The following is a 24816-nucleotide window of genomic DNA, read 5'->3' on the forward strand; positions in this document are numbered from 1 at the left end:
CAGTCCTGCGGGACTACGCCGGGTTCTCCGCGACGGCGAGGTAGTCCGTGTAGATCTGCGGCGAGCCCGAGAACGAAGCCAGCTGCTTCCACTCCTCGTACATCTGCTTGGTGTCACGGTGGGCAGCCGCGAACTCCGCAGCCTCGCCGGTGGCGATGTCGGGCTCGGGGTAGAAGACGTCCAACGCCTCCAAGCTCGCGATCTCCATCATCATCACGTACTGGTCGAGGCGGTTGCCCCGCTCGCCCTTGAGCACGTGGAACCGCCAGTCCGGGTAGTCGTCGATCCGGTGGTGGTTCTCGGCGATGAAGCGGTCGAACACCTCCTCGGTCACACCGGCGCGCAACGCCAGGTTGTGGATCCCGACGACCCGGGCGACGGGCTCCTCCCCCGGGCGGTCGCGGTAGCGGGGGCCGGGCGTGACCGTGCTCCGCGGATTGTCGGCCAGCAGCCGGTAGTCGGTGAACAACGTCGGCAGCTCACCGAACGTGCCCAGCCGCCGCCACCGCGCCAGCACCGCCTCCGCCTCCGGGTGCCGCGCCCAGAACAGCCGGGCCAGCTCGGTCTGCTCACCCCGGGCCGTGACGTAGCGATCACGCTGCTCGGCGCTCTCGATCTCGTACAACATCAGGTACTGCCCGGTCCGCTCTCCACGCAACCCGCGCAGCAGAGTCCACCGCCACGCCGGGTACAAGGGCAGGTGAACGCCTTCACCACGCACGAAGGTCTCGAACTCCTCCGGCGTAACACCAGCCTCCGTGTCGATGGCGATGTACTGGAAGGTGAACACCGACAAGCGTCCCATCACGCGTCCAATCCTCGGGTCGCGCGTCCGACAAGCACGACTCCCCTGCACCACATCCTGCCCGCTCCAGAGCAACGGGGCCCGCGAGCCCTCTGCTGGACGCGATCCGACGGGTCCCACCGTCTGTGAAAATCAACCAGCGTCAGCGCTACCAGAAACAACGTGGCGCGGTTCACCGTCACGCGCCGCTGCGTCCAGGCCGATGAGGAGTGTCCTTTGGCGGCGCGGTGTCGACGACGCGTCTCCAGAGTTTGCGCTGGCTATCAATTCACCACCCAAACGGACCGGACCAGGTGTACTGGCAAGGCGCCTTGCACGAACTGTGCAAGGCCACCGACATCGATCTTCTCTTCATCGACATCCGCCGTCGCAGCCTCACCGTCGTCGTCAACGCCGCCCTGCCCGTCCCGGCCGCCGAACAAATCCACGCCTCGATCGCCGCCGTCGAGTACAGCCGATCCGTCGAGCGTCCGACCGGCTGACCCATGAGAAGGAGCCACCCGTGTTCGAGCTCATCACCAGCCCCTTCCTCGACGACTACCTCCTCCTCCGTCCCGGCAGCGAGTCAGGAATCCGGCTGCCGGTGAGATCATGGGAGCAGCTGGCATCCACCGCGTCCGGGCAGCTCTGTCCGGGCTGGTTGGTCGACGCGGCGCGCCGCCGCTGGCCGGATCGGGAACGTCTCCTGCAGCTGCTCGCGGACGCCGGGGTGCTATGGCTGCAACTCACCGGCGGCGAACCACTGATCGACAAGCTGTTCACGGCGGTCTCGCCCACCATCTACGGCGGCACGGAAAGCCTCCCAGCGCAGTCGCAGGAGTACCTGCGCAAGCGGAAGCCGTTCACCGGCTGCAACGCCGGACACACGTTCTTCCACGTCGACCCGCACGGCATGGCCAGCATCTGCAAAGTCGGCCGCGACCCTCAGGTCCCGCTGCTCGAGGAAGGCCTAACGGGGCTCGGCGGGATCGCGGACCGGCTGCTGCTGCGCCAGGGCGGCTGCACCGGCTGCCAGCTGCACGGCAGCTGCGGCACCTGCATGCCCCTGGTCACCCTCTACCGGAAAGCCAAGGCCCCGCTGAGCACCTACTGCCAGCACTGATCAACCGAGAGGAGGGAAACCATGACCGCTGCCCTCGTCCCATTGGAACGGCGCGATGCGAGCGGCACCACCATCCCCGTGCCGCTCGACGCGCCGAAGGGACCACTTTGCTTCCGGGCTGATCGCCATGGTCTGGCTCCTTTAGTCAGACAGCATTGTCATGAAAGGTCCGTCTTCATTGGACGGACAGTGACGACGACCTTGCCTTTGGCACGTCCCCTGTCGACGAACGCCATGGCGTCATTGGTGGCATCGAAGGGGAAGACGCGGTCGACGACCGGCTCGATGATGCCGGCGTCGACGAGGGAGGTGATCTCCCGGAGCTGGGCCCCGCTGGCACGCATGAAGAGGAACGAGTAGTCCACCTGTCGGCGCTCGGCCGCGGTCCGGATTCCGTGGCTCAGCGCGCGCGTTGCCGGGCGCAGGATCCACGGCTTTCCCATTTCCCGGGCGAAGTCCGGGTCGGGCGGGCCGGAGAGGGAGATCAGCTTGCCGCCGGGTTTCAGGATCCGCAGGGACTTGTTGAGCGCCTCCTTGTCGAGGCTGTGCAAGACCACGTCGTAGTCGTGCAGGACGTTTTCGAAGTCGTCCTTGCGGTAATCGATCACGATGTCCGCCCCGAGGCGTTCGACCAGGCCGGTGTTCGCGGTGCTCGTGGTCGTGGCGACGGTGGCGCCGAGGTGCTTCGCCAGCTGGATCGCGAACGTCCCCACACCGCCGGAACCCGCCTGGATGAAGACCTTCTGTCCCTTGCGCAGGTGGGCGAGTTCGATCAGTGCCTGCCAGGCAGTCAGGCCGACCAGCGGCAGGGAAGCAGCTTCCTCCATCGTGAGCCGCTTCGGCTTCAGAGCGAGGTCGTCTACGTGGACGGCGATGAACTCCGCGAAGGTCCCGATCCGGTCCTTGTCGGGCCGGGCGTAGACCTCGTCGCCGGGCTTGAACTCGCGCACGCGGTCCCCGGTGCGGACCACGACGCCGGCGACGTCGTTGCCGAGGACGAACGGTGGCCGGTAGGGCAGGAAGAGCTTGAATTCCCCGTCCCTGATCTTCGAGTCCAGGGCGTTGACGCCGGCGGCGTGCACCTGGATCAGCACGTCGTGCTCGCCGACGGCGGGCTCCGGCACGTCGCCGGCCCGCAGTGTGTTGCCGTTCTTGCCGTAGCGATCGACGATAAACGCCTTCATGTCAGCCACCCACCTTGAGATTATGACCATACTACAATATGGTCTGGCGAGCATGCGTGCAAGGTGCTGGCCGAACTTAGATTATGATCGTACTAACATGGGGTATCAGTCCGATGAGTGGAGGCGCGCGTGGTGCGATACGCGAAGGAGCACAAGCAGGCGACGCGGCAGCGGATCATCGATACGGCCGGACGCCGGCTCAAGCGCGACGGGATCGACGGCTCCGGCGTCGCCACGCTCATGAAGGACGCAGGTCTGACGAATGGCGCGTTCTACGCCCACTTCGAATCCAAAGAGGACCTGGTCGCCACCGTGGTCTCCGAGCAGCTGCGCGGCCAGCGCGAGTGGCTCACCTCCTTCCCGCCCGGCCGCGACGGCGTCGAGCGGATGGTGCGCACCTACCTCTCGCCCGAGCACCGCGACACACCCGAGGAGGGCTGCCCGTCCGCCGCACTGCTGGACGAGATCAGCCGCTGCACGGATCCGACGAAGGAGACCTACACCGGCAGCGTGCTGGCCGTCATCGACGACATCGCCGCCCGCCTGGCGCCGCAGGACCCGCCGTCGGCGCGGAACAAGACCCTCAGCATCTACGCCCTGATGGTCGGGACCCTGCAGCTCGCCCGCGCCCTGGCCGACCGCCAACTCTCGGACGACATCCTGAAGCAGGGGATCCGCAACGCGCTGACCGTGCTGGACGCTTCCGAGGGCTGACGTGCGGCCGGGCCGCGAAGAGGCGAAGGTTGCCCCCAAATTGTAACGAAGTTACGTCCTCACCGGCGATCCGGCCATCCTCGAGGCCGTCGTGATCGGCGTGACCGACGCCGAGTGGGGAGAGGTCGTCGTCGCCTACGTGCAACCACGCCCCGGCAGCACCATTGATCCCGCTGCGCTGCAGGCCCGCTGCGCGAGCAGCCTCCGCGGCCACAAGCGGCCGACGTCACTGATCGTGCTCGACGTCGTCCCGAAGAACGCGGTGGGCAAGATCGACAAACCCAAGTTGCGGGCACGTCATACCGCCGCCCCGTAGTCCTGCTCCACCTCGAGCCGCAGGCGAGCATCACCCACCGGGGCCGATGGGCGCTTGCACCCCGCATTGAAGTATGGTCATAATATAAACATGACGACGTACACGGCTGACACTCTCGAGAACCACACCGTCGCGGGTCCCTCCGCGGTATTCACCTACCGCCGCACCGGTCCGCGCGGAGGTGTGCCCCTGGTCCTGCTCATGCGGTTCCGCGGCACCATCGACTGGTGGGACCCGGAGTTCGTCGACCACCTCGCCGCGGACCGCGACGTGATCATCTTCGACAACGTCGGCATCGGGTACACCGGCGGCGAGCCACGTGACACCGCGGAAGGCTTCGCCGACGGCGCGATCGAGTTCATCGAGGCCCTCGGGCTGACGCAGGCCGACCTGCTCGGCTGGTCACTCGGCGGCATCGTGGCGCAGCTGGTCGCGCTCCGCCGGCCCGGTCTCGTGCGCAAGGTCGTCGTCGCCGGCAGCAGCGGACCGGGCCTCGCGCCCGGCACTCCCGGGATGGACGAACGCGTGCTGTCCATCATGGCCAAGCCGGACGCCGACGCCGAAGACCTGCTCTACCTCTTCTACCCGGAAACCGGACCGGCCCGCGCCGCGGGGCTCGAGCACCTGGAGAAGGTCGCCAAGCGCCTCGAAGCGGGCGGCCCCCCGGTCACCGAGGAAGCCGCCCAGGGGCAGCTCGCCGCTGTCGGACGCCTCCTGGCCGTGGACTGGGACCAGCTGAAGGCTCAGCTGCAGGCGATCAGCCAGCCGGTCCTGTACGCCAACGGGATCCACGACGTGATGATCTCCGCCCTCGGCTCCTACAAGGCGGTCGAACAGGTCCCCGACTCCACACTGATCCTCTACAGCGACGCCGGCCACGCCTTCCTCTTCCAACACATCCACGAGTTCGCCGCCCAGGTCGACCTTTTCCTGGCCCACTGAAAGACAAGGACGAAACCATGAACAACAACCAAGACGTCGTCTCGTCCTATCAGGACGCGCCGACCCGCGCCGTCTCCGCCGGCGGCGTCGACTTCGCCTACCGCGAGCTCGGCCCGAAGACCGGGGTCCCGGTCGTCTTCCTGACCCACCTGGCCGCGGTCCTGGACAACTGGGACCCCCGCGTCGTCGACGGCATCGCCGCGCACCACCGGGTCATCACCTTCGACAACCGCGGCGTCGGCGCGACCACCGGCACCACCCCGAAGTCGATCCAGGGGATGGCGGCCGACGCGGTCACCTTCATCCGCGCGCTCGGCCTGACGAACGTCGACCTCCTCGGCTTCTCGATGGGCGGCATGATCGCCCAAGTGATCGCCCAGACCGAGCCGGACCTCGTCCGCAAGCTGGTCATCGCCGGCACGGGCCCCGCCGGGGGCGAGGGCATCAAGAACGTCACCAGGATTTCGAACCTCGACACCGTCAGGGCGCTGCTGACGCTGCAGGACCCGAAGCAGTTCCTCTTCTTCACCCGGACCTCGAACGGCAAGCGGGCGGGCAAGGAGTTCCTGGCGCGGTTGAAGGAACGCAAGAACGACCGGGACAAGACGATCGCGCTGAGGGCTTACGTCGCCCAGCTCAAGGCCATCCACCGGTGGGGTTTGGAAAAGCCGTCCGACCTCTCGGTCATCCGCCAGCCGGTGCTGGTCGCCAACGGCGACCACGACCGGATGGTGCCGACGAAGAACTCCCACGACCTGGCGCGGCGCCTGCCCGACAGCGAACTGGTGATCTACCCCGACGCCGGCCACGGCGGCATCTTCCAGTTCCACGCCCAGTTCGTCGCCAAGGCCCTCGAATTCCTCGCGCGATAGCACCTGTTCCCCAGCAATAACGTCCGAGCCGAGAGGATTCGATTTCATGTCCGAGCAATCCCTGCCCACGACCGCCCGTGCGTGGCACCTGCAGGCGCGCCCGCCGGGGCGGCCGGTGCCGTCGGACTTCGCGCTGCGCGAGGTGGCGTTGCCCGCCCCCGGTCCGGGGCAGCTCCTGGTCACGAACGAGTACTTGTCGGTCGACCCGTACATGCGGGGCCGGATGAGCGACAAGAAGTCCTATATCGAGCCGTACGAGTTCGGCAAGCCGATGGATGGGCCCGCGGTCGGCCGGGTACTGGCGTCCAACGCCGAGAGGTTCGCGCCCGGCGACCACGTGGTGCACGTCCTCGGCTGGCGTGACCACGCGGTGCTGGACGCGGCGGCCGCGCAGAAAGCCGACCCGGACCTGGCGCCGCTGTCCGCCTACCTGGGCGTGCTCGGCGTCCCCGGCCTCACCGCCTACGTGGGGCTGAAGCGGTTCGCTGAGATCGAGGAGGCGACACGGTAAGGCCAAGCTGCTGGTCGGGGAGTACGGCTTTGACGCTGCGTTCAACTACAAGAACGGCCCGGTCGCCGAGCAGCTCGCCCAGGCGGCACCGGAGGGCATCGACGTCTTCTTCGACAACGTCGGCGGCGAGCACCTGGAAGCCGCGATCGGTCACGCGGTCCCGGCTGCTGGCGTTCATGGTGACCGAGGAGCTGGACCTGCAGCCGGACTTCGTCCGAGAGGCCGGCGGCTGGATCGGCGACGGCAGGCTGCGCTACCACGAGACCGTGGTGGACGGCCTCGAGCACACCCCGGACGCGTTCCTCCGCCTGAAGCGCGGCGAAAACCTCGGCAAGATGATCGTCCGTCTCTGACGCTTTCACCCCCTTTGGAGTCTTCATGGATCTCTCCGCCAGCACCGTCCTCGTCACCGGCGCCAACCGGGGGTTCGGCCGGGCGCTCGCCGCCGAGCTGCTCGGCCGCGGCGCCACCGTCTACGCCGGCGCCCGCGACCCCGCCCGAATCGACCTGCCGGGCGTCAAGCCGATCGCCATCGACATCACCGACCCGGCCTCGGTCGAGGCCGCCGCCCAGACCACCGGCGACGTCACCGTCCTGATCAACAACGCCGGCTCGCCACCCCGCGCCGACCTGCTCACCAGCGACCCGTGCGCCTGCAGCCGGCCGGCCAGGGCATCCGGGTGACCGCGCTGCACGTCGGCTACATGGACACCGACATGGTCAGCGACGTCGACTCGGAAAAGTCCGACCCCGCCGACATCGCCATCGACGGGATCGCTGCCGGCGCCTACGAAATCCTGGGCGGCAACGCCTCCCGCCAGGCCCAGGCCGCATTGGCCGGCGGTGTCGCGGCGATCTACCCCGAGCTGCCCTGAATCCCGGTCAGCAGCCGAGCAGCGTGGCCAGCTCGCCGAGGTCGCGGGCGTGCAGTGTGTTGCCCAGGCTAGGTGAGACGTCCTTCAGGGCGTCCCGGCCGAACTCGTGCGGCCGCTCCACGTAGGCGGTATGCAGCCCGCAGGAGCGTGCGGCCGCGAGGTCGTCGTGATGGGCGGCGACCAGCATCACGTCGGCCTCCAGCACGTCGAAGACGGACGCGGCGCCGTGGTAAGCCTCGGGCTCGGGCTTGTATCGCCGGAAGGTCTCCGCGGAGAGGATGCAGTCCCACGGCAGCCCGGCGTGCGTGAGCAGGGCGACGTTGCCGTTGGACAGCGAGCAGACGACGTACTCGGCCTTGAGCCGGGTGAGGGCGTCCACGGCGTCGGGCCACGGGTCCAGCCGGTGCCACCAGGGTAAGCCGGTGGCGCTCCTCGTCGGGCACGTCGGGCAGGCCGAACTCGGCGAGGACGTCGTCGAGGATCATCCGGTGCAGGTCGTCGAGCTGGTCCAGCCGAGCTCGCCGTCGATCACCCGCCGCAGGGCGGGGACGTAGCCGGCGCGCCAGGCGTTGGCGAACTCGCCCGCGTCGAGCGATGCTGTGCTGTCCGCCTGAAGTGGCCAAGGACTTCGTCAACCCTCACCGGTGTCCAGGAAGGCGGCCACGGCCGGGGCGGTTTCCGTGGTCCGGTGCAACAGGTGGAAGCCGGTGGTGAGGCCGGGTTCGGCGAGCGGGCGGTACACCACGTTGGGCACGGCGGCGCGGTGCACACCGGCCGGGACCACCGTGACGCCCACCCCGGCGGCGACCAGCGCGAGCACACCCAGGGTGCTGTCCGCCCGAAAGCGGCTCGACGCCGGCCACAGCTTCAGCCGGGCCAGCCGCGACAAGTCCGACACCAGGTCGCCCCGGCCGTCGTCGAAGGTGTACTCGACCAATTCCACTCCGGAGATCTGCTCCGCGGTCAGCGTCTCGTGCCCGGCCAGAACATGTCCGGCGGGCAGCGCAACGAGAAACGACACCGAACTGGCCGGGGCGGAGGTGAGCAGAGGTTCGCTGAGCGGTGCCGGGAGTGCGCTGAAGCCGACGTCCAGCTCGCCGGCGAGGATCGCGGCCCGCTGCGTCTCCGGCCCGGCTTCCCGCAGTTCGATCCGTACCAGCGGCCTGGCCTCGTGGAACGCGCGAATCCGGGCAGTCAGGATGCCGCCGAACACCACGGCACCGGCCACGCCGATCCGCACCGCACCGGTCTCACCGCGCAGCGCGAGCCGTGCTGCGACCTGTGCCCGCTCGGCCTGGGCCAGCACCCGCCGGGCCTCGATCAGGAACGCCTGACCGGCCGGGGTGAGCCGGGTCTGCCGGGAGCCGCGGTCGAACAGCGGTCCGCCGAGTTCGTTTTCCAGGTCGCGGATCTGCATGCTCAGCGTGGGCTGGACCACGTGCAGCCGGCGCGCTGCCCGGCTGAACCCGCCCTCCTCGGCCACGGCGACGAAGTACCTCAGGTGCCGCAGCTCCATCCCAGCTCCTATCAGCCGTACTGATCGTAGCATCAGAAACAAGTGTTTGAGCTTATCGACTGCCGGGGCCATCGTGGAGGTGCCCACCGAAGATCGTTGATGAGCAGGGAGAGCAATGCGGATCGTCACGCTCGAAGAACACTGGTCCGACCCGGCGGTGTCCGCCGCCAGCGCGCCGGGCATGACCGAACTCGTCCCCGGCTACGCGACCGCGTTCGACCCGAGCGCCGGGGTGCCCTACACCGAGCTGAGGCACCTGCTGCCGGACATCGGCGCCGCCCGGATCGCCGACATGGACCGCAACGGCATCACCACGCAGGTGCTCTCCTGCCAGAACACGTTCCTGCCGGCCGACGTGGCGCCAGAGCTGACCAAGGCGGCCAACGACACCGCGGCCCAGGCGGTCAAGGCCTACCCGGGCCGGTTCGCCGCGTTCGCCACCCTGCCCACGGCCGTGCCCGGCGCGGCGGCCGACGAGCTGCGCCGCTGCGTCCGCGAACTGGGTTTCGTGGGCACCATGATCATGGGCCGCACCGACGGCGAGTTCCTGGACGAGCCCCGGTTCGACCCGATTCTGCGCGCCGCGAGCGAGCTGAACGTGCCGATCTACCTGCACCCGGCCCCGCCACCACTGGCGGTCAGCGAGGCCAACTACGCCGGCCGGCTCTCACCCGCGGTGTCCACGTTCTTCCGGCTGCCCGCGTGGGGGTGGCATCAGGAGACGGCCGTGCACTTCCTGCACCTGATCCTGGCTGGAGTGCTCGACCGCTACCCGGATCTGCAGTTCGTCCTCGGCCACTGGGGCGAGTCCATCCCGTTCTACCTCGACCGGCTGGACGAGGCCCTGCCCCAGCGGTTGACCAGGCTTGACCGGACCTTCCGGGAGTACTTCCGGGACAACGTGTTCATCACGCCCAGCGGGATGTTCAGCCAAGCTCAGCTGCGCTACTGCGTCGACACCGTGGGCGTGGATCGGATCATCCACGCCGTGGACTTCCCGATGATCGGCAACGAGGGTGCCGTGCCGTTCCTGGCCGATTCGTACCTGTCCGGCGAAGACAAGGACAAGATCGCCCACGGCAACGCCGACAAGCTGCTCGGGCTCGACCGAATCCAGTGACTGGTCCCGCGTCGCGGTCGGCGCGCGATAGGTCTGGACCAGTGGAGAGCTCTCCGCCAATCGTCTCCCATACTGCCCCATCACGGGGCAACGCACAAAGCGTAGGAATCAGAAGGAGCTCCCGTGTCCCAAGTGATCGCCATCTTCGGAGCCGGCCCCGGCCTCGGCGCCGCCGTCGCTCGCCGGTTCGCCCGCGAGGGCTTCCGTGTCGCCCTGGTCGCACGAGGCAAGGGCCGCCTGGACGCGCTCGTCGAGCAGCTCACCGCCGAAGGCATCGAGACCGCCGGCTTCCCCGCCGACCTGTCCCGGCCCACCGAGGTCCCCGACCTGATCGCGGCCATCCGCGACCGCTTCGGCCGCATCGACGTGATCGAGTACGGCCCGATCAGCGGCGAGCAGAGCTTCTCCCCCGCCACGAAGCTGGACGCCGCCACCCTGGAGAAGGACAGCCCGCTGCTGCTGCTCACCCCCGTCGAAGTGGTCCGCGCCGTGCTGCCGGAGTGGACCGAGCGCGGCGACGGCGCCTTCCTGATGACCACCGGCCACACGGCCGTGCAACCGCGGCCCTACATGAGCGGCGTGGGCCCGCTCATGGCGGCCGCCCGCAACTGGCTGTACTCCCTCAACGGCGAACTCGTCGCGATCGGCGCCTACGCCGGCACCCTCTCCATCGCGGCCTTCATCGCGGGCAGCGAGATGGGCGAGCTGGCCGCCGCAGCGATGCCCGACACGGCTGGCCCGCTCGTCGACCCGGACGACCTCGCCGCGCACTACTGGGACATGTACACCGAACGCGACCGCGTCGAGCAGATCCACCCCCAGGTCGGCTGACTCGATAGACAAACTCTCGGGCCGTGGCGGCAGGCGGCGGCCACGGCCCATCGGCGACACTGCCAACCCAACGCCGGCCTGGCCCTTCGCTGCTTCCGCCCTGCCGAACAGCCAATCCATGTGGGCGTGCCGGAAACCTTTGGCGAGCGCGGTCGCGGACGTGCCGTAGCGCCAGGGGGAGTAGCCCGTCGATGGCGCTTCAAACAGTGCTGTCCGAACGATCACCGGCTCTTCCTGCGCCGATCGGCCGGGCGTCAGACACGCCGATCGGTGGCCCTCTAGCGTGGCGGGCACGGAACACCCCGAACCCGACACCCGGATTCTCGAACGTGGCCTGGGCGACTACGTGCGCGCGGTCGCGGCTGCCGTCGGCGTCCCGGACGAGAGCACCACGGTGGAGATCAGCGACACGGCCACCGTTCGGGTCGTGAAGCTCGTGATCGCCGAAGCGCTCGACCTGCTGGACGAGGTCGGCCTGGACGCGGTCAGCACAAGGGGGCTGGCGAAGCGGCTGGGTGTCGAGCAGCCGTCGCCGTACTGGCACTTCCGCAAGAAGGAAGAACTGCTCGGCGCCATGGCCCACGCCGCGATGGCTCCGCACGCGACGGCCCCGCTACCGACGGCGTCGGACGACTGGCGCGAGTGGTTCCTCGAAAACACGCGCAGCTTCCGGCGAACGCTGCTGATGCACCGCGACGGCGCGCGGCTGCACGCCGGCAGCTTCCCGGGAGAACCGGACCTCTCCCGGATCCACCACAAAATGGCGTTCCTCGTCGCATCCGGCGTGCCTGAGCGCGACGCCCAGGTGGCGATGATGTCGTGCAACCACTTCACCATCGGCAGCGTCCTGGAGCAACAGGCGGAGTCCCACCGAGGCGACGGCCCGGACCCCGGCTCGGGACTCCCGGTACTGGATCCCGACTCGGCGTTCGAGGACGGACTGGCGCTGATCCTGGACGGCTTGACGCACCGCATCCTCCGCACACACCGCTGAGGAACCGCGCGGACACGGCGGGGCGTCGCCCCTGACACGCCCTGGTTGCTCGTCAAGGTGTGATGCAGGCGAGGCGCCCGGCGCACTGATCGAGCAAGTTCTCGCTTACCGGCCACGGGAAGTCGGGCACGGAGTGCAGCAGGCTGACGTAGCCGTGCAGCGCAGTCCACAGGAGCGTCGCGTCACCCTGCGGGTCGATGCTGATCGACCGGCCGGCCGCGACACACGCGTCGATGGCCTGCACGAGCAGACCGAAGGCGCGCGCGCCCGGCATCGTCTCCACCGGCTTCGGGGCCACGGGGCCGGCTTCCACCGGCCGGTCCCGACTGAACAACAAACGGTAGAGCCGGGGATTGCCCACCCCGAACGACACGTAACTACGACACAGCGCACGCAACCGCCGCACCGGATCGTCATACAAGGGCAGCGTGTCCTCCAGTCCGGCCGACAACCTGCCAAAACACTCGTCGACGACCGCGTCCATGACCGCATCGAGGTTGCCGAAGTGGCCGTAAATCGACGGTGCCGTGATCCCGGCCTCGCGAGCCACGCCCCGCAGCGTGATGCCGGACGGATCGGCACGGTTCTCGACGAGCCGGGTGGCCGCCTCGACGATCTCGTCACGCAGCCGCGCGCCGGCACCGCGCGGGTTGGGCTTGCGCTGAGATTCCGCAGTCGGTGTCATGCCGGCACTTTACAACTGTTTCTTCTCGCAGCACAGTTCACCTTACAGTCGTTTAACGATAACCACTCGAACCTGGAAAGGCGCTTACACCATGAAGCACACCGGACACACGACGCTGACCGCCCCGATCGAACGGATCGACCTGGCCAACTGGCTCTTCGCCCTCTCCGACACCGACTATCAGGCCTGCTCACGGGGCCACCGCGCCGCCGGCGTCTTCGTTCAAGACGGCGTCCGCGGCATGGTCAACGTCGAGGCCATGGGCGGACACCTGATCGTCCTGCACTACCGCGAGGTCACCGCCACGCCGCACCACGTGGAAATGCTCTCCGAGCGCAGCCGGGTCTACCTGTTCCACCTCGTCCCCGCGACCATCCAGGTCCGCTGGACGATGTCCGCGACCGCCAGAACTGCGGACACCACGGACTTCCGGTGCGCCGTCGAACTGACGCTGCCCCCACTGCTGCGCGTCCTCGGCGGCCTGTCCGCGCTCAGCTTCGCGATCCGCGCGCACACCCGCGAAGAAACCCAGCTTTTCGCCGACGACATCCTCCGGAAGGCGAGAATCGACCAGAATTCGCGGGCCGGCGAATGACGACCACGACCCAGGCCGCTGCCGTCGCCGAATCGGAAAGTCGGCGCCGTGCCGTGCCCGGCACGTGCCCCGCAGCGCGCAAGGCCGCGGACGCCGTGGCCGCGGTCCGCGACGATCCGCCGGGCCGGCTGGCTATGGCCGCCCGGTTCTACGACGGCGACCGCGCCATCGGCCGATACCGCCGCGCGGAGCTGGCCTTCATGCGCTGGCAGATCCGCCGCGGCGTCCTCAACCCGCCGGACGCGGCACCCGGCGGCAGCCCGTGGTGGCGGGCAGTCAACGAGAGCCTCCTCCGGGACGCACTGGAGGCACAGTTTCGCGATGCCCGTCAGGCGGTCGGTCCCGCCGGTGCGCGAAATGTCCGGCGGACGGCGTCGCGGAGCCAGCGGTGGGCTCCGTCGGCGGACTGGCGGGGATGCCAGGCCATGCCGATGGTCAGCGGCGGCAAGGACAGCGGGATGTCGAGCAGGCACAGTCCGAGTGCGACGGCGTCAGTGGTGAGGAGTGAGACGCTCGCACCGGACAGCGCCGCCGGCACCAGACACACGACGTCACTGCGGGCGGCGAGTGCCATCGCGGCCAGGTGACTGGGGAGGACAACGGCCACCCGCCGGCGAAGATCGTGTTCGGCGAGGGCGGTGTCGAGCGGACCGGTGAACCGGCCGCGGCGGCTGACCGCGACGTGGTCCGCGGCAGCGAGCAGCGCCGGAGTCAGCGGCTGCTGGGTCAGGGAATGACCGGGCCGGACGGCGGCCATCATCCGCAGGGTGAGCAGTTCCTCGACCCGGGTTTCGGGATCGACGTGGTCGATGGATCCGATCTCGAGGTCGATCCGGCCGTCGCGGAGCGCTGTCCCCGCCTCCAGCTCCTCTGCCCGGAACCGCAACGAAATCCCCGGAGCCTCTCGCCGGGCCAGGTGCAGCAGGCCCGACGCCATCGCCGCTCCGACGAGGTCGGCAGCCTGGAGGGTGAAGGTGGCACGCAAGGTGGCAGGTTCGACCACCGTCCCGGGACTGAGCAACGAACTCAGGCTGCGCACCACCGCGGCCGCCTCGTCACGCATCGCCTGGGCGCGCGGCGTGGGGACCATGCTCTGTCCCGCCCTGACCAGGAGGGGATCCTGGAGGATGCGGCGCAGGCGAGCGAGGGTGCGGCTCATGGCCGCGGGAGACGTGTGCAGGCGGAGCGCGGCCCGCGTGACGCTCTGCTCAGTCAGCAGGGCGTCGAGCGCGACGGCGAGGTTGGCGTCGATGACCGGATCAGAGCTGTTCACCTGGTTAATTCCATTTCCAGCAATGATTGTGTGCCGAAGTTCCCATTGTGGCACTTCCCGGCCTCTCGCAGGATGGAGGCATCCCCACCGGCACGACCCGCGAGGTTTCAATGATCGTCATCACTGCCCCCACCGGTAACATCGGCCGCCACCTGCTGCCCCTGCTGCTGGAGGCCGCGCCCGCGCACGACGAGGAGTTGAGGGTCATCGTCCGCGACCCCGCCCGGCTCCCCGAGGCGGTGCGCGACCACATCGAGGTGATCGTCGGCTCGCACGGCGACCCCGAGGTCGTCGATCGGGCCTTCGAAGGCGCGGACGCCGTCTTCTGGCTCGTCCCGCCGGACTCGTCCCTGACTCCGGCGGACCGCTGGAGCGGTTTCACCCGTCCCGCGACAAAGGCGCTCGCCACCCACGGCGTCGGGCACGTCGTCGGCGTCTCCGCGCTCGGCCGCGGCACTCCGTTCGCCGACCGTGCCGGACTCGTCACCGCTTCTCTTGCCATGGACGACCTCATCGCGGAGACCGGCGTCGCCTACCGGGCTCTGGCCAACCCGTCCTTCTTCGAGAACCTCCTGGAGGAGGCCGACTCGATCCGCGAGAACGGCGTCTTCACCGATGTCGTCGACGCCGACCGCAAAGCTCCTCTCGTTGCCGTCGCCGACATCGCCGCCGCGGCAGCCCGCCTCCTGCTGGACCGCTCCTGGACCGGCGTTGCCGACGTCCCGGTTCTCGGGCCCCAGGACCTGTCCCCCCACGACCTGGCTCGAATCATGACCGAACAGCTGGGCCGCCCCGTCCGCTACGAGCGTCAGCCGCTCGAGGAGATGCGCATCGCTCTCGTCGGCTACGGCCTCGACGAGACGTTCGTCCAGGGCATCGCCGACATGAAGCAGGCCAAGGACAACGGCCTCGACGCGGGCGTCACCCGTACCGCGGACACCGCTTCTCCCACCACCTTCGAGCAGTGGTGCGCCGACATCCTCAAGCCCGCCGTCCTGCCCTGACGCCACGGAATCCGTGATGCCGAGCACGTCGAAACCAACTGGGGTAAGGAGACCAGCCATGCCCGCCGAAGAAACCGAAGCGACCGTGACCGCTTTCATGCTCGTCAAGACCACGCCTGAATGGCTCGCCATGTCCGTTCAGGAACGGGTGGACGCGTTCACCTCCGAAGTCCTTCCCACGATCGAGGCCAAGACCACCAAGGTCCGGTCGCGCTTCTACGACACCGAGTTCTACTCGGCACGCGTCACCGACGTCTGGGTCTGGGAGGCCGACGACCACCACTCCTACCAGCTCCTCGTCGAAGCGCTGCGGGAGACGCCATTCTGGGACCGCTACTTCGAGGTCGTCGACCTGCTCGTCGGTACCGAGAACGGCTAGGCCCGCAACTACGGCCTCGACCCGCTGGCCACCATCACCACCTGAGATACCGTGCCGCAAGGGGCACAACGGGTTCTGCCCAAACGTGCCGACACGTCGAATCAAACAGCCATGTCCGCAGTCCTGGCGCGTGCCCCGGCCTGCGTCGGCGGTTGAATCGGGTCCCGGCGGATGCGACAAAGCCGCGGGGACCTTACAAGCCAACGAAAAGAAGCTTGATCTGAGCGCGGAACAAGCTATCGGCTTCGGGCAGAGCATTGGTCGCCGGTGCGGCTGCTGCCACTGTACTCGCTCTGCTGCTGTTCTCGTCGGCCTCCGCCAACGCCGAACCGGCCCAGTCGTCGCTCCCGGTCACCACACAGACCGGCTCTCAGCACGCCGGCATCCCCGCACCGGCCCAGGCCCTCGATTCACACGACCGTGTTCATGACGGCGTCAAGGTTGTCGAGGTGAGCGTAGATCGAGGGTGCCGTGATGCCGGCTTCGCTGCCACGCCCCGCAGCGTGATCTCGGCCGGATCGGCGCGGTCCTCGACGAGGCGGGTGGCGGCCTCGACGATCTCGTCGCGTAGCTGACTGCCCGCACCGCCGAAACCACGGACTTCCACTGCACCGTCGAACTGACCATGACGCCGCTCCTGCGCACGCTGGGCTCCTTGTCCGCCCTGAATTTCGCGATCCGCGCCCACACCCGGGAAGAAACCCAGAAGTTCGCCGACGACATCATCCGCAAGGTGAGAATCACCCAGCGCTCGCAGGTCGGCGAATGATGACCACGACACGAACGACGGTCGACGACTTGCCGGGACACCACCGCCGAGCCATGACCGGAGCGAGTCCCACGGCGCGCACCGCAGCAGGCATCGTCGCCGCGGTCCGCGACGATCCCGCGGCCCGGCTGGCGCTGGCTACCCGGTTCTACGACAGCAACCGCGCCATCCGGCCATACCGGCGGGCGGAACTGGCGTTCATGCGCTGGCAAATCCGCCGCGGCGTCCTCAACCCACCCGAGGCGGCACCTGGCGGCAGCCCATGGTGGCGAGCGGTCAACGAAAGCCTCCTGCGCGACGCGCTGGAAGCTCAGTACCGGCTGCGCGAGGAAGACCTCTCCACCCCTTCCGTCGAGGTCGGCCGATGGATGACCTTCCTCCGCAACCCGGCACCCCGGACCTGGTACCGGGCCCACAACTCCAGCATCGTCGCCGGCTACCTCGCCCACCGCGATCTGGCCGACCGGGAATTGCCCGTCGAACGGTTCTTCATGGACGTCACCCTGCTGCGGATTCTCTACACCGACTGCCTGCTCTCCGACCCCGGGCTCGCCCTGGGCCGCTTCGCCGCGGCCGGCCCCTGGCTGGCAGATCCCCGAAACCCTGCTACCGGCGCGTTCCTGTCCCTGCGCACCATCCTGCCGGCCCGCTACCCACTCGACGACATCGAGCCCGCCGACGTGCTCAAGGCCGAGAACTACCTCGGCCACCTGGTCGACTACGGCGTGATCCTGCCGCGCGCCCGCAGTCTGTACGAACACGCCGCCCACGACCTCGACCAACCCGCACTGCTCGACCTGATCCACGACGGGCACCCGGCCTACGCATGGCCCCCGCAGGACAAGAACGTCTGGGTCAGCCACCGATCACGCCGAACACGCCAAACACTCGAAAGGCTCGTCCACTGAACCAATCGGCGGCGAACGACGTGCGCTCTTGGCAGTGGTTGTAGATCGTGTGGTCACCGGCCGCCAGTCTTTCCTCGACAAAGGCGCGCTCGACGCCGGTTCCACCCAGGTGGTGACGCGCGCCCGCCCGAACGGACCGAGACTGGTCGTCGGGCAGCAGGGGCATACCGGATCGTCGTGGTGCCACGGACGCCGGTCCTGGCGTCCGTTTCGGTGACCTCTGCTCGACGCCGAGGACGTCAAAGCCGTCCGGAAGACCGGCAGCAGATCCTCGGCGCGGAACATCGCCGCGCGCCGGCCAGCAGTCAGCTCGGTGAACTCCGCAGCCGGCCCATGGCCGACGATGAGGAGATGGCCGCCGGGTGCGACGGCGTCGGCCACCCGGCGGCCCACCTGCGTCATGCCGCCGTCCGGGAGGTCCGCCGCTGAGCGGACGGCGTCGCCGCTCAGGCCGTGACGCGCCAGTGTTCCACGATCCGGCCGTTCCGCAGGCGCTCAATCTGCATCTGACGCGCCGGCTGGGGCCCGAACCCGTGCACAAGCAGGTGCGCCGCGACGAGGTCGCCGTCGGCGAGCAGATGGACCTCCTCGAAGCGCAGGTCCGGTGCCTGCCGCCGCAGGTCCGCGACGATCGGCTTGAGCCCCTCGGGCCCGCGCGGCAGGTCCGGCAGGCTCGGGCTGTGGTTGACGTACGCGGGGTCGATCAGCTCGTCGAACGCGGCGAGGTCGCCGCGGTTGAAGGCGTCCAGGTAGCGGCGGACGACGTCGATGTTGGTCATGTCCCCAGGCAACCAGCGGCCGGGCCGGAGCGGAAATGCGCTGGACACCGCCTCTTATGCTGATCGCGTATGAATGATCTGCGCCGGCTCGAAGCGTTCGTCGCGGTGGCCGAAGAGCTGAACTTCGGGCGGGCCGCGGACCGGCTCGGGCTCACCCAGCCGTCCCTGTCCCGGGCCGTCGGCGCGCTCGAACGCGAGCTGGCCGTGGCGCTGTTCGACCGCACCACGCGCCGGGTCGCGCTCACGCCCGCCGGCGAGGCGATGCTGCCCGACGCCCGCGCCGCCGTCGAGGCCGCCCGGGCCGCGGCCCGCCGGGCGCGGCGGGCCGGCGGCTTGGTCGTCGTGTCCAAACCGGATGGTGATCTCGGGCTCTTGCCCGGCATTCTCGACGCGCTCGGCGAGCCCGCCGAACTGCTCTTCGCGGCCACCGGCGACGAAGCGGCGAGCATGCTCCGCGACGGCCGCGGCGACGTCGCGCTCGTCGCGGCGCCGTTCGACCGCGCGGGCCTGGACGTCGAGCAGGTCGCCACCGAGTCGCGCGTCGCCGCGCAGCCCAGCGGGCGGGAAGCGAGGACGCTGCGCGAAGTGCTCGCCCGCCCGGCGGTGACGTGGCCCGGCGTCGACGCCCGGCTCGACGCGTACTACCGCGCACGCGATCCCCGCACCCGGCCGGCCGATCCGCCGCCCGAACGGCTCGGGCCCCCGGCGAAGGACCTGGCCGAGGCGCTGCGCCTGGTCGAACTCGGCCAGGCGGTGACGTTCCTGCCGGTGTCCGTCGCCCGCCGCTACCCCCGCGAAGGCGTGGCCTACCGCGAGATCGACGGGCTGAGCGACGTCCGGTTGCAGGTCGCCTGGCCGGCGACGTCCCGGTCGCCGCGCGTGGCCGCCTTCGTCCGGACGGCCACGCGCACGCCGTAGCCTCAGCCGGCTGCAGCTCCGGGGAGTACATCTCGATCCAGTGGTACAGGTCGAGCAGCCGGTCCAGGCCGATCCGGGCCGCCGGGTCCATGGTCACCGGGTCCACTTCGGACACCCGGTGCGCCCAGGACCGGTCGACCAGCGTGAAGACCTGGGGTGCTTGCGGTGGGAGCATCGATATGGTCGGGAGGAGCTCCTCATGCAGGCCGTGTCGAAGGGCGAGTTCTACGCCGCCATCCGCCGGGATGCCCGTTACCGCGACGAGGCTCCGGGACCGTCCACTCCGGAGCCGTGCTGCTCGCCTGCGGGCTGAACCTGGACTGTCCGCCCGGCGAGCACACGAGCGTGCTCGTCCGCCTGCGCCGGGTGTGCCACCCCCGGACACGGACACGCCGTGCTCACGAACCGGTCGTGACCGGCTCGTGCCGAACGGGGAAGTTCACCGAGTTGGCGATGAAGCACGTGTCGTGCGCCTGCTTGTGCAGGGCCTCGGCCCGCTCGGCCATGGCCGGGTCGGCGACGGTCACCTCGGGTCGCAGCACGACCTCGGTGAACCGGCCGCTGTTGCCCGGCTCTTCCCGCATGACACCGCTGGCGGCGTCCAGATAGCCGGTCACCACGACGCCGTCCCGCGCGCACAGCGACAGGAAGGTGAGCATGTGGCACTCCGACAGGGAGGCGACCAGGAGCTCCTCCGGGTTCCACCGCTCGGGCGTGCCGCGGAACGCGGGGTCGGCGCTGCCCTTCAGCACCGGCTTGCCCTCGACGAGCACGTCGTGGTCCCGCACGTAGCCGCGATATCCGGCCCCGGTGTCGCCGCTCCAGCGCACCGTGACCCGGTAGTCGTGCTGCTTGCTCACGTTTCTTCTCCTTGCTCGGTGAGAACGGACATCGTGGCCAGGACGTGTTCACGTGCGTGGGCGGCGGCCTTCCGCGGATCGCCGTCCGTGATGGCTTCGATCAGCCGCCGGTGCTCGTCGTCCACCCGGACCGGCCGGGGCGACGCGGTCAGCGAGGCCCGGGTGGAGACGGTGATCTGGTCCCAGATCCGGTCCAGCACCGCCAACGCCGCCGGGTTGTCCGCAAGCACGGCGACATACCGGTGGAACGCCCGGTTGTGCCGGACACCCGCGACCAGATCTCCTTGCCGCGTGGCCTGATCAGCCAGATCGGCGTGCTCGACGAGCCGGGCGAGGCTCGCCGGGGACAGCTCACCGTCCCGCTGCCGGCCGGCGGCCAGCTCCGCGGTCAACGCCTCCAGGCAGGCGCGCACGAGGTAGACATCCCGCAGCGCCTTGGCGTCCAGCTCGACCACCGTCACACCACGCCGCGCGGGCCGCACCAGACCGTCGCTCTCCAGCCGCCGCAACGCTTCCCGAACCGGCGTGCGGCTGACGCCGAGCCGTTCGCACAGCTCCAGCTCGGTGACCGGCTGCCCGGCGGGATACCTGCCGAGCACGATCAGGCCGCGGACCTCGTCGTAAACGTCCATTGCATGCAATGTATACAAAGAATACGTCGAGTGGAAGAGGGAGTCGTGTGCGCGGGTGCTGCGGGCGTGCAGCGCCCTGACCTCGCGGCGGTTGCCGCAGTGCTCCATGGAGCACCAGCGGCGGCGGCCGGGGCGTGAGGCGTCGACGTAGGTGAGGTGACAGTCCTCGGCGGCGCAGGTGTGGCTGCGGTGTGCGAAGGGGGCCGGTCAGCAGCTCGGCGGCGTCCCGGGCGACGGTGGCCACCAGGTGCGTGCCGGTGACCATTCCTTCGTCGTCACGCACGAAGAACCCGTGCGGCCGTCTCCGCGGCACGCCCCGTTGTTGCTCGCAGGCAGGTTGCTATGCCCGGCCGTGGTCCCCGAGGGCCGCCGCGGTGGCGTGTGCGAAGACTTGCGGATTGTCCAGCATGATGTTGTGCCCGCAGTCCGGGATGGGGACCACGGCCACCCCGGCTTCGGTGAGTGCATCGGTGCCCGGGAGCGGACCGTCGGCCTCGGGCAGCAGATAGGTCCGGGGGATTTTCAGGTCCAGCAGGAGTTCGCGCATGGTGGGGACGGTGCCGCGACTGAGATGGGTGGCGCTGCGGTGCAGGGCTTCCCGGCCGGCCAGGCGCATGGTCGACCACCAGTGAGGGCCGATCCGGTCGCGGACTTCTTCCCAGCCGCCTGCCAGGAACTCCTGCTCGGAGTACGCGGCGATGCCGCTGCTGCCGCTGGAACCGGGTGTGCGCGGGATCGGGTCGAGGTTGGCGTCGACCAGGACCAGACGGGAGACGAGGTGCGGATGGCGGGCGGCAAGGACGATGGCCACGGAGCCGCCCATGCTGTGCGCGATCAGCTCGGCGCCGGTGACGCCCGCGGAACCAAGGGCCGCGGCGAGGGCATCGGCGTGTGATTCCAAGGTGTAGTCGAAGGTCGTCGGCCGGTCGCTGATGCCGTGCCCGAGCAAGTCGATGAGCAATGAACGGTGGCCCGCCAGCAGAGGGTGGACCGCAACCTCGGCGAAGTAGGCGGGCGAAGTCGCACCCAGACCATGCACGTAGACACGGGACGGCTCCCGGCCCGGCAGCTCCACCCAGCGGATCTGGTCACCGTCGGCCGTCACAGTGGCGGTACGCACAGTCTGCTCCCCTGCAGTCAAGATCGGTGGTGAGCCGAGCGTAACCACGGCGCTCAAACACGTCCGCTCGGCCCGACCATGATCGAGATCGCCGGGGCGGCCGGCTCGCCGAAGCCAGCAACCTCGGCCTGCAGGACGTCATCGCCGCCCTCACCTGGATCAAGCAGAACATCGCCCACTTCGGCGGCGACCCCGGCAACGTCACCGTCTTCGGCCACAGCGCCGGCGCCTACTCCACCTTCGGACTACTCGGCGCCTCCTCCGCCGACAACCTGTACCGGCGGCTGGCCGGGTTCTCCGGCGGGCCGGCACGGATCGTCCCGGCCTGGTGGGCCGAGGAACTCGCACACCGGTTCGTCACCGAACTCGACGTCGCCGACAACCCCGACAAGCTGATCGACCTCGACCCGGCCTCCCTGGTGGCTGCCCTGCGCACGGTCTGCCCGACGGATCTCGGCGTCCGCGGCGGGGTGGACAACCAGGCCACAGGCGTCGTCCTGGACGCCGGACAGCCCGGCGCGGCGGTGCACGCCCATCCCAAGGACGTCCTGGCCTCGGGTTCGCACCGGGACATCGACGTACTCCTGAGCATGGCCAGCGACGACATGGACTGGTGGGTGACCAACGACCTCGCCCGGTTCGACCCGCACACCGTCGACCGCATCACCGACGAAGTCGCGGGGTGGCGCATCCCCCGCTCCCGCGCGAAGAAGCTCGTCGAGGCCTACGACCAGGACGGCCGCACCCCGGCCGAGGTCCGCGCCGCGGTCATGGCGGACTACCTCTTCGGGCTCCCCGCAGCTCGTGGCGCCTTGGCTCACGCCGCCGCGGCCGGCACCGCTCATCTCCTGACGATCGGGCCCGCCGAGGGCGCGCCCGCCGTGCACGGCACCGAGATGTACGCCCTGGTCGGCCAGGAACAACCGGACCGCAGCCCCGACCAAGCCGAGCGTGACACGCGGATCCGCGACATCGTGCTCGACTTCGCCACCGGCGAGCAGACCCGTCTGTGGCCCGCCGTCACCGACCAGCCCACCGCGGAAAGCGTCGGCAACCCGCCCTTCGAGGGCACCGCCCCGCTACTAGCAGGCCTCGACGCCGTCCGTCACCGCGCTTGCGCCGCCCGGCGACGGGGCGATCCGTCGGCACCCTGAACGGATATTCACGCACCGCGAACCTCCTGGACGACGCCGACCGCGACACCCTGTTGCCGCTGGCCACCCACGCTTCCCTTGTCCTGGCCCTCACGCACGGGCTGACCCAGCAGGAACTCGCGGCCACCGACCGGTGGGGACACCAGGTCGAGGAACTGCAGTACACCGCCGGCGAGGGACCATCGGTCGCCGCGTTCGCCACCGGCGAACCGGTCACCGTCACCGACCTGACCGTCGGTCTGCGTCCGGAGTACTGGGAGGTCTGGCCCGGATTCGTCGATGCAGCGGCCGGGTGCGGCGTGGGCACGGCGTTCGCGTTCCCGCCGGCCGCCACCACAGCGCCACTCGGCCGACCTGCTTCCGGTTTTAGCGTTTCCGGCTGCTGCCGTCACAGTGATGTCGGCGGTCGCGGCGCAGTGAGCCAGCGGTCGAGTTCGTCGAGGATGCTTTCGATGATCGGGTACAGGCTGTCGGCGATCGCGTCCTGGGTTTCGCCCTCGACGGTGCGCCGACCGGCCTCGCCGATGATGATCCGGAACACGCCGGCCAGCGCGATCCCCTGCAGTTTGGCGATCTCCGGCGGGACGGTGGTCGTGTCGGCGATGGCCTCGGCGATGGCCTCGGCCTGGCGGTCGGTCAGCTCCAGCGCGAGCCGGTGGACGGCCGGGCTGACGGCCGCCAGGTGCCCGAGCTCGCCCCGCCAGAGCTTCGGCGGAATCCGGCGGATCCCGGCGACGGAATCGAGGACGAAGGCGCGGACGGCGGCCGCCGGGCTCGTGCCGGCGGGCCGGTCTCGGACCAGGTCGCACAGCCGTTGCCGGATCTGCTCCTCGCGGTCGGTGACCAGCTGTTCCTTGGTCCGGAAGTAGTTGTAGACCGTCTGTTCGGCGACTTCGGCCTCGCGCGCCACGTCGCTGACGGACACGTGTTCGTAGCCGTGCTCGGCGAACAGGCGGGCCGCCGTGTCCGCGATGAGCCGGCGGGTGCGCGCCTTCTTGCGCTCGCGAAGTCCCGGACTCGGCACCTCCGCAGACTACCAGCAACGCTCCAAGTTTCGTGCGTGTACTATTTTTAGAGTCAACTACAAGTTTTTGAAGGAGCACCGTGATGATCTTGATTACGACCGCGGGCAAGGTGGGTGCGGAGGCGGCTCGGCTGCTCGCCGATCGAGGAGAAAGAGTTCGGGTCCTGGTACGCAACCTCGAGAAAGCCGCCGCTCTAGCGCGGTCGGGAGTGGAGGTGGTTGCCGGTGACCTGGGGGTTCCGGCGACCGTCGACGCGGCGATGCAAGGGGTCTCGTCGGTGGTGCTGGTGAGCCCGGCGATCCCCACCCAGGAGCTGAACGTGGTCGATAGCGCGGTCCGGGCCGGCGTCCGGCACGTCGTGAAGGTCACCAGCAAGGCATCGGCGGACTCACCGATCGCCCGGCGGCGCGGCCAGGCCGAGATCGAGAACGGGCTGATCGCCTCCGGGCTGGGCTACACGTTGCTGCGCAACAACGCCTACATGCAGAACTTCTTCATGTCGGCCCCGTCGATCGCCAAGGAGAGCAGCTTCGGCTCGGCCGCCGGTGACGGCCGTCTCGGCATGATCGACACGCGGGACGTCGCCGCCGTCGCCGCGGAAATCGCCCTCGCCCCGGCTTCGCACGCGGCGAAGACCTACTGGCCGACCGGCCCCGAGTCGCTCTCATTCGCGGACGCCGCGGTGGTGCTCTCGAAGCTGCTCGGCCGGCCGATCGCGTTCGAACCGCTGACGGTCGAAGAACAAACGCAGGCCATGATCGACGCCGGCCTACCGGCGGACCTGGCCGCGATGAACGCCCAAGCGGTGGGCTTGTTCGCCGAGGGCGACTGCGACTACGTCACCGACGACGTGCCCTCGATCCTCGGCCGGCCGGCCCGCGACTTCGAACAGTTCGTCACCGACCACATCTCGACGTTCTCGTGAAGCCCCGT

The 24816-nt window shown here is 69.4% G+C and carries 35 protein-coding genes and 2 pseudogenes; 22 read left to right on the forward strand and 15 right to left on the reverse strand.

Features of this window, described 5'->3' with window-relative positions:
- Window positions 1–13: 13 nt before the first annotated feature.
- On the reverse strand, window positions 14–805 hold the full coding sequence (locus tag A3CE_RS0108405; RefSeq protein ID WP_020639633.1) for a hypothetical protein: 792 nt from the start codon (window positions 803–805) through the stop codon (window positions 14–16).
- A gap of 209 nt (window positions 806–1014) precedes the next feature.
- Here A3CE_RS0108405 and A3CE_RS0108410 point away from each other — a divergent pair, with 209 nt between their 5' ends.
- A complete protein-coding gene (locus A3CE_RS0108410; protein WP_026468290.1) occupies window positions 1015–1287 on the forward strand; it encodes a hypothetical protein in 273 nt (90 codons plus the stop codon).
- A gap of 20 nt (window positions 1288–1307) precedes the next feature.
- Entirely contained in the window at window positions 1308–1907 is a 600-nt protein-coding gene (locus A3CE_RS0108415) for a hypothetical protein (protein ID WP_020639635.1), read from the forward strand.
- Window positions 1908–2065: 158 nt separating this feature from the next.
- Here A3CE_RS0108415 and A3CE_RS0108420 read toward each other — a convergent pair whose 3' ends face one another.
- A complete protein-coding gene (locus A3CE_RS0108420; protein ID WP_245589459.1) occupies window positions 2066–3145 on the reverse strand; it encodes an NADP-dependent oxidoreductase in 1080 nt (359 codons plus the stop codon).
- A 75-nt stretch (window positions 3146–3220) separates the two neighbouring features.
- On the opposite strand from A3CE_RS0108420, the gene A3CE_RS0108425 reads away from it, so the two are divergent.
- From A3CE_RS0108425 to A3CE_RS58405, 8 genes and pseudogenes are all read left to right on the forward strand, one after another.
- Window positions 3221–3805 (forward strand): TetR/AcrR family transcriptional regulator, encoded by a 585-nt coding sequence (locus tag A3CE_RS0108425; RefSeq protein ID WP_020639637.1) that lies wholly within the window; start codon window positions 3221–3223, stop codon window positions 3803–3805.
- 67 nt (window positions 3806–3872) lie between these two features.
- Window positions 3873–4121 (forward strand): annotated as a pseudogene (locus A3CE_RS0108430) (AMP-binding enzyme); the annotation flags it as partial.
- A 90-nt stretch (window positions 4122–4211) separates the two neighbouring features.
- Window positions 4212–5063, forward strand: coding sequence for an alpha/beta fold hydrolase (locus A3CE_RS0108435; RefSeq protein ID WP_020639639.1), 852 nt, complete (start codon window positions 4212–4214; stop codon window positions 5061–5063).
- 17 nt (window positions 5064–5080) lie between these two features.
- Entirely contained in the window at window positions 5081–5935 is an 855-nt protein-coding gene (locus A3CE_RS0108440) for an alpha/beta fold hydrolase (protein WP_020639640.1), read from the forward strand.
- Window positions 5936–5981: 46 nt separating this feature from the next.
- Window positions 5982–6446: a hypothetical protein gene (locus tag A3CE_RS59795; protein WP_020639641.1), complete on the forward strand. Its 465-nt coding sequence runs from the start codon at window positions 5982–5984 to the stop codon at window positions 6444–6446.
- Between the two features lie 176 nt (window positions 6447–6622).
- Window positions 6623–6799: a hypothetical protein gene (locus A3CE_RS59800; RefSeq protein ID WP_020639642.1), complete on the forward strand. Its 177-nt coding sequence runs from the start codon at window positions 6623–6625 to the stop codon at window positions 6797–6799.
- A 25-nt stretch (window positions 6800–6824) separates the two neighbouring features.
- Complete coding sequence (locus tag A3CE_RS58400; RefSeq protein ID WP_245589460.1) at window positions 6825–7130, forward strand: SDR family NAD(P)-dependent oxidoreductase; 306 nt, start codon at window positions 6825–6827, stop codon at window positions 7128–7130.
- Window positions 7094–7321: a Rossmann-fold NAD(P)-binding domain-containing protein gene (locus A3CE_RS58405; protein ID WP_245589461.1), complete on the forward strand. Its 228-nt coding sequence runs from the start codon at window positions 7094–7096 to the stop codon at window positions 7319–7321. Before A3CE_RS58400 ends, A3CE_RS58405 begins: the two co-directional genes overlap by 37 nt.
- 7 nt (window positions 7322–7328) lie before the next feature.
- On the opposite strand, the gene A3CE_RS53355 is transcribed toward A3CE_RS58405, so the two are convergent.
- Window positions 7329–7721, reverse strand: a complete 393-nt coding sequence (locus A3CE_RS53355; protein WP_260473814.1) for an HAD family hydrolase — start codon at window positions 7719–7721, stop codon at window positions 7329–7331.
- 22 nt (window positions 7722–7743) lie between these two features.
- On the opposite strand from A3CE_RS53355, the gene A3CE_RS59225 reads away from it, so the two are divergent.
- Window positions 7744–7875, forward strand: coding sequence for a hypothetical protein (locus A3CE_RS59225; protein ID WP_020639644.1), 132 nt, complete (start codon window positions 7744–7746; stop codon window positions 7873–7875).
- Window positions 7876–7952: 77 nt separating this feature from the next.
- Here the strand turns inward: A3CE_RS59225 and A3CE_RS0108460 are convergent, their stop codons facing one another.
- Window positions 7953–8837 (reverse strand): LysR family transcriptional regulator, encoded by an 885-nt coding sequence (locus A3CE_RS0108460; protein ID WP_020639645.1) that lies wholly within the window; start codon window positions 8835–8837, stop codon window positions 7953–7955.
- A 115-nt stretch (window positions 8838–8952) separates the two neighbouring features.
- On the opposite strand from A3CE_RS0108460, the gene A3CE_RS0108465 reads away from it, so the two are divergent.
- The 3 genes from A3CE_RS0108465 (at window position 8953) to A3CE_RS0108475 (ending at window position 11782) form a co-directional block, all read left to right on the forward strand.
- On the forward strand, window positions 8953–9957 hold the full coding sequence (locus tag A3CE_RS0108465) for an amidohydrolase family protein (protein ID WP_020639646.1): 1005 nt from the start codon (window positions 8953–8955) through the stop codon (window positions 9955–9957).
- A gap of 123 nt (window positions 9958–10080) precedes the next feature.
- Window positions 10081–10788, forward strand: coding sequence for an SDR family NAD(P)-dependent oxidoreductase (locus tag A3CE_RS0108470; RefSeq protein ID WP_026468291.1), 708 nt, complete (start codon window positions 10081–10083; stop codon window positions 10786–10788).
- 283 nt (window positions 10789–11071) lie between these two features.
- Window positions 11072–11782 carry a TetR/AcrR family transcriptional regulator C-terminal domain-containing protein gene (locus A3CE_RS0108475; RefSeq protein WP_020639648.1) on the forward strand — a complete coding sequence of 237 codons (711 nt, stop codon included), beginning with the start codon at window positions 11072–11074 and terminating at the stop codon, window positions 11780–11782.
- A 52-nt stretch (window positions 11783–11834) separates the two neighbouring features.
- Here A3CE_RS0108475 and A3CE_RS0108480 read toward each other — a convergent pair whose 3' ends face one another.
- Window positions 11835–12467 (reverse strand): TetR/AcrR family transcriptional regulator, encoded by a 633-nt coding sequence (locus tag A3CE_RS0108480; RefSeq protein WP_020639649.1) that lies wholly within the window; start codon window positions 12465–12467, stop codon window positions 11835–11837.
- A 91-nt stretch (window positions 12468–12558) separates the two neighbouring features.
- On the opposite strand from A3CE_RS0108480, the gene A3CE_RS53360 reads away from it, so the two are divergent.
- Window positions 12559–13062, forward strand: a complete 504-nt coding sequence (locus tag A3CE_RS53360; RefSeq protein ID WP_020639650.1) for a hypothetical protein — start codon at window positions 12559–12561, stop codon at window positions 13060–13062.
- 328 nt (window positions 13063–13390) lie between these two features.
- Here A3CE_RS53360 and A3CE_RS0108490 read toward each other — a convergent pair whose 3' ends face one another.
- Window positions 13391–14335, reverse strand: a complete 945-nt coding sequence (locus A3CE_RS0108490; RefSeq protein ID WP_020639651.1) for a LysR family transcriptional regulator — start codon at window positions 14333–14335, stop codon at window positions 13391–13393.
- 110 nt (window positions 14336–14445) lie between these two features.
- On the opposite strand from A3CE_RS0108490, the gene A3CE_RS0108495 reads away from it, so the two are divergent.
- The 4 genes from A3CE_RS0108495 to A3CE_RS0108510 all read left to right on the forward strand — a co-directional run bounded on the left by A3CE_RS0108495 (window position 14446) and on the right by A3CE_RS0108510 (window position 17395).
- The gene (locus tag A3CE_RS0108495) at window positions 14446–15339 is read left to right on the forward strand and encodes an NAD(P)H-binding protein (protein WP_020639652.1); all 894 of its coding nucleotides are present in this window, start codon (window positions 14446–14448) and stop codon (window positions 15337–15339) included.
- Between the two features lie 58 nt (window positions 15340–15397).
- Window positions 15398–15718, forward strand: coding sequence for a darcynin family protein (locus A3CE_RS50490; RefSeq protein WP_020639653.1), 321 nt, complete (start codon window positions 15398–15400; stop codon window positions 15716–15718).
- Between the two features lie 625 nt (window positions 15719–16343).
- On the forward strand, window positions 16344–16487 hold the full coding sequence (locus A3CE_RS56305; RefSeq protein WP_020639654.1) for a hypothetical protein: 144 nt from the start codon (window positions 16344–16346) through the stop codon (window positions 16485–16487).
- Window positions 16487–17395 (forward strand): hypothetical protein, encoded by a 909-nt coding sequence (locus tag A3CE_RS0108510; protein ID WP_211231824.1) that lies wholly within the window; start codon window positions 16487–16489, stop codon window positions 17393–17395. Before A3CE_RS56305 ends, A3CE_RS0108510 begins: the two co-directional genes overlap by 1 nt.
- On the opposite strand, the gene A3CE_RS56310 is transcribed toward A3CE_RS0108510, so the two are convergent.
- Both A3CE_RS56310 and A3CE_RS0108520 read right to left on the reverse strand, forming a co-directional pair.
- The gene (locus tag A3CE_RS56310) at window positions 17343–17561 is read right to left on the reverse strand and encodes a hypothetical protein (RefSeq protein WP_125592399.1); all 219 of its coding nucleotides are present in this window, start codon (window positions 17559–17561) and stop codon (window positions 17343–17345) included. The two genes, A3CE_RS0108510 and A3CE_RS56310, sit on opposite strands and share 53 nt — an antisense overlap.
- A gap of 280 nt (window positions 17562–17841) precedes the next feature.
- Window positions 17842–18174, reverse strand: a complete 333-nt coding sequence (locus tag A3CE_RS0108520) for an ester cyclase (protein ID WP_020639657.1) — start codon at window positions 18172–18174, stop codon at window positions 17842–17844.
- Between the two features lie 69 nt (window positions 18175–18243).
- Between A3CE_RS0108520 and A3CE_RS0108525 the strand changes: the two genes are divergently transcribed.
- Entirely contained in the window at window positions 18244–19092 is an 849-nt protein-coding gene (locus tag A3CE_RS0108525; protein ID WP_020639658.1) for a LysR family transcriptional regulator, read from the forward strand.
- Between the two features lie 398 nt (window positions 19093–19490).
- On the opposite strand, the gene A3CE_RS0108530 is transcribed toward A3CE_RS0108525, so the two are convergent.
- From A3CE_RS0108530 to A3CE_RS58410, 5 genes and pseudogenes are all read right to left on the reverse strand, one after another.
- On the reverse strand, window positions 19491–19952 hold the full coding sequence (locus A3CE_RS0108530; RefSeq protein ID WP_020639659.1) for an OsmC family protein: 462 nt from the start codon (window positions 19950–19952) through the stop codon (window positions 19491–19493).
- Window positions 19949–20584 (reverse strand): GntR family transcriptional regulator, encoded by a 636-nt coding sequence (locus A3CE_RS0108535; RefSeq protein WP_020639660.1) that lies wholly within the window; start codon window positions 20582–20584, stop codon window positions 19949–19951. The genes A3CE_RS0108530 and A3CE_RS0108535 overlap by 4 nt, the downstream gene beginning before the upstream one ends.
- 72 nt (window positions 20585–20656) lie before the next feature.
- Window positions 20657–20758: pseudogene (locus tag A3CE_RS59805) on the reverse strand (CGNR zinc finger domain-containing protein); the annotation flags it as partial.
- 166 nt (window positions 20759–20924) lie between these two features.
- Window positions 20925–21704: an alpha/beta fold hydrolase gene (locus tag A3CE_RS0108540; protein WP_043790753.1), complete on the reverse strand. Its 780-nt coding sequence runs from the start codon at window positions 21702–21704 to the stop codon at window positions 20925–20927.
- A 53-nt stretch (window positions 21705–21757) separates the two neighbouring features.
- On the reverse strand, window positions 21758–21922 hold the full coding sequence (locus tag A3CE_RS58410) for a hypothetical protein (protein ID WP_020639662.1): 165 nt from the start codon (window positions 21920–21922) through the stop codon (window positions 21758–21760).
- Between A3CE_RS58410 and A3CE_RS50495 the strand changes: the two genes are divergently transcribed.
- Window positions 21875–22858 carry a carboxylesterase family protein gene (locus tag A3CE_RS50495; protein WP_245589780.1) on the forward strand — a complete coding sequence of 328 codons (984 nt, stop codon included), beginning with the start codon at window positions 21875–21877 and terminating at the stop codon, window positions 22856–22858. The genes A3CE_RS58410 and A3CE_RS50495 overlap by 48 nt on opposite strands.
- Window positions 22859–22866: 8 nt before the next feature.
- Here the strand turns inward: A3CE_RS50495 and A3CE_RS59230 are convergent, their stop codons facing one another.
- Together A3CE_RS59230 and A3CE_RS0108560 are read right to left on the reverse strand one after the other, a co-directional pair.
- Window positions 22867–23001: a hypothetical protein gene (locus A3CE_RS59230; RefSeq protein WP_260473813.1), complete on the reverse strand. Its 135-nt coding sequence runs from the start codon at window positions 22999–23001 to the stop codon at window positions 22867–22869.
- 245 nt (window positions 23002–23246) lie between these two features.
- On the reverse strand, window positions 23247–23882 hold the full coding sequence (locus A3CE_RS0108560; protein ID WP_020639665.1) for a TetR/AcrR family transcriptional regulator: 636 nt from the start codon (window positions 23880–23882) through the stop codon (window positions 23247–23249).
- Window positions 23883–23965: 83 nt separating this feature from the next.
- Here A3CE_RS0108560 and A3CE_RS0108565 point away from each other — a divergent pair, with 83 nt between their 5' ends.
- On the forward strand, window positions 23966–24808 hold the full coding sequence (locus A3CE_RS0108565; protein WP_245589462.1) for an SDR family oxidoreductase: 843 nt from the start codon (window positions 23966–23968) through the stop codon (window positions 24806–24808).
- Window positions 24809–24816 lie beyond the last annotated feature (8 nt).

This window comes from Amycolatopsis balhimycina FH 1894 (assembly GCF_000384295.1).
GTDB lineage: Bacteria > Actinomycetota > Actinomycetes > Mycobacteriales > Pseudonocardiaceae > Amycolatopsis > Amycolatopsis balhimycina.

Coding starts and splice junctions, on each gene's coding strand:
- A3CE_RS0108405 (WP_020639633.1), bottom strand. CDS start 805: ATGGGACGCTTGTCGGTGTTCACCTTCCAGTACATCGCCATCGACACG.
- A3CE_RS0108420 (WP_245589459.1), bottom strand. CDS start 3,145: ATGCTCGCCAGACCATATTGTAGTATGGTCATAATCTCAAGGTGGGTG.
- A3CE_RS0108435 (WP_020639639.1), top strand. CDS start 4,212: ATGACGACGTACACGGCTGACACTCTCGAGAACCACACCGTCGCGGGT.
- A3CE_RS0108440 (WP_020639640.1), top strand. CDS start 5,081: ATGAACAACAACCAAGACGTCGTCTCGTCCTATCAGGACGCGCCGACC.
- A3CE_RS59795 (WP_020639641.1), top strand. CDS start 5,982: ATGTCCGAGCAATCCCTGCCCACGACCGCCCGTGCGTGGCACCTGCAG.
- A3CE_RS59800 (WP_020639642.1), top strand. CDS start 6,623: ATGGTGACCGAGGAGCTGGACCTGCAGCCGGACTTCGTCCGAGAGGCC.
- A3CE_RS58400 (WP_245589460.1), top strand. CDS start 6,825: ATGGATCTCTCCGCCAGCACCGTCCTCGTCACCGGCGCCAACCGGGGG.
- A3CE_RS0108460 (WP_020639645.1), bottom strand. CDS start 8,837: ATGGAGCTGCGGCACCTGAGGTACTTCGTCGCCGTGGCCGAGGAGGGC.
- A3CE_RS0108465 (WP_020639646.1), top strand. CDS start 8,953: ATGCGGATCGTCACGCTCGAAGAACACTGGTCCGACCCGGCGGTGTCC.
- A3CE_RS0108480 (WP_020639649.1), bottom strand. CDS start 12,467: ATGACACCGACTGCGGAATCTCAGCGCAAGCCCAACCCGCGCGGTGCC.
- A3CE_RS53360 (WP_020639650.1), top strand. CDS start 12,559: ATGAAGCACACCGGACACACGACGCTGACCGCCCCGATCGAACGGATC.
- A3CE_RS0108495 (WP_020639652.1), top strand. CDS start 14,446: ATGATCGTCATCACTGCCCCCACCGGTAACATCGGCCGCCACCTGCTG.
- A3CE_RS50490 (WP_020639653.1), top strand. CDS start 15,398: ATGCCCGCCGAAGAAACCGAAGCGACCGTGACCGCTTTCATGCTCGTC.
- A3CE_RS56305 (WP_020639654.1), top strand. CDS start 16,344: ATGACGCCGCTCCTGCGCACGCTGGGCTCCTTGTCCGCCCTGAATTTC.
- A3CE_RS0108510 (WP_211231824.1), top strand. CDS start 16,487: ATGACCACGACACGAACGACGGTCGACGACTTGCCGGGACACCACCGC.
- A3CE_RS56310 (WP_125592399.1), bottom strand. CDS start 17,561: ATGCCCCTGCTGCCCGACGACCAGTCTCGGTCCGTTCGGGCGGGCGCG.
- A3CE_RS0108520 (WP_020639657.1), bottom strand. CDS start 18,174: ATGACCAACATCGACGTCGTCCGCCGCTACCTGGACGCCTTCAACCGC.
- A3CE_RS0108525 (WP_020639658.1), top strand. CDS start 18,244: ATGAATGATCTGCGCCGGCTCGAAGCGTTCGTCGCGGTGGCCGAAGAG.
- A3CE_RS0108535 (WP_020639660.1), bottom strand. CDS start 20,584: ATGGACGTTTACGACGAGGTCCGCGGCCTGATCGTGCTCGGCAGGTAT.
- A3CE_RS0108565 (WP_245589462.1), top strand. CDS start 23,966: ATGATCTTGATTACGACCGCGGGCAAGGTGGGTGCGGAGGCGGCTCGG.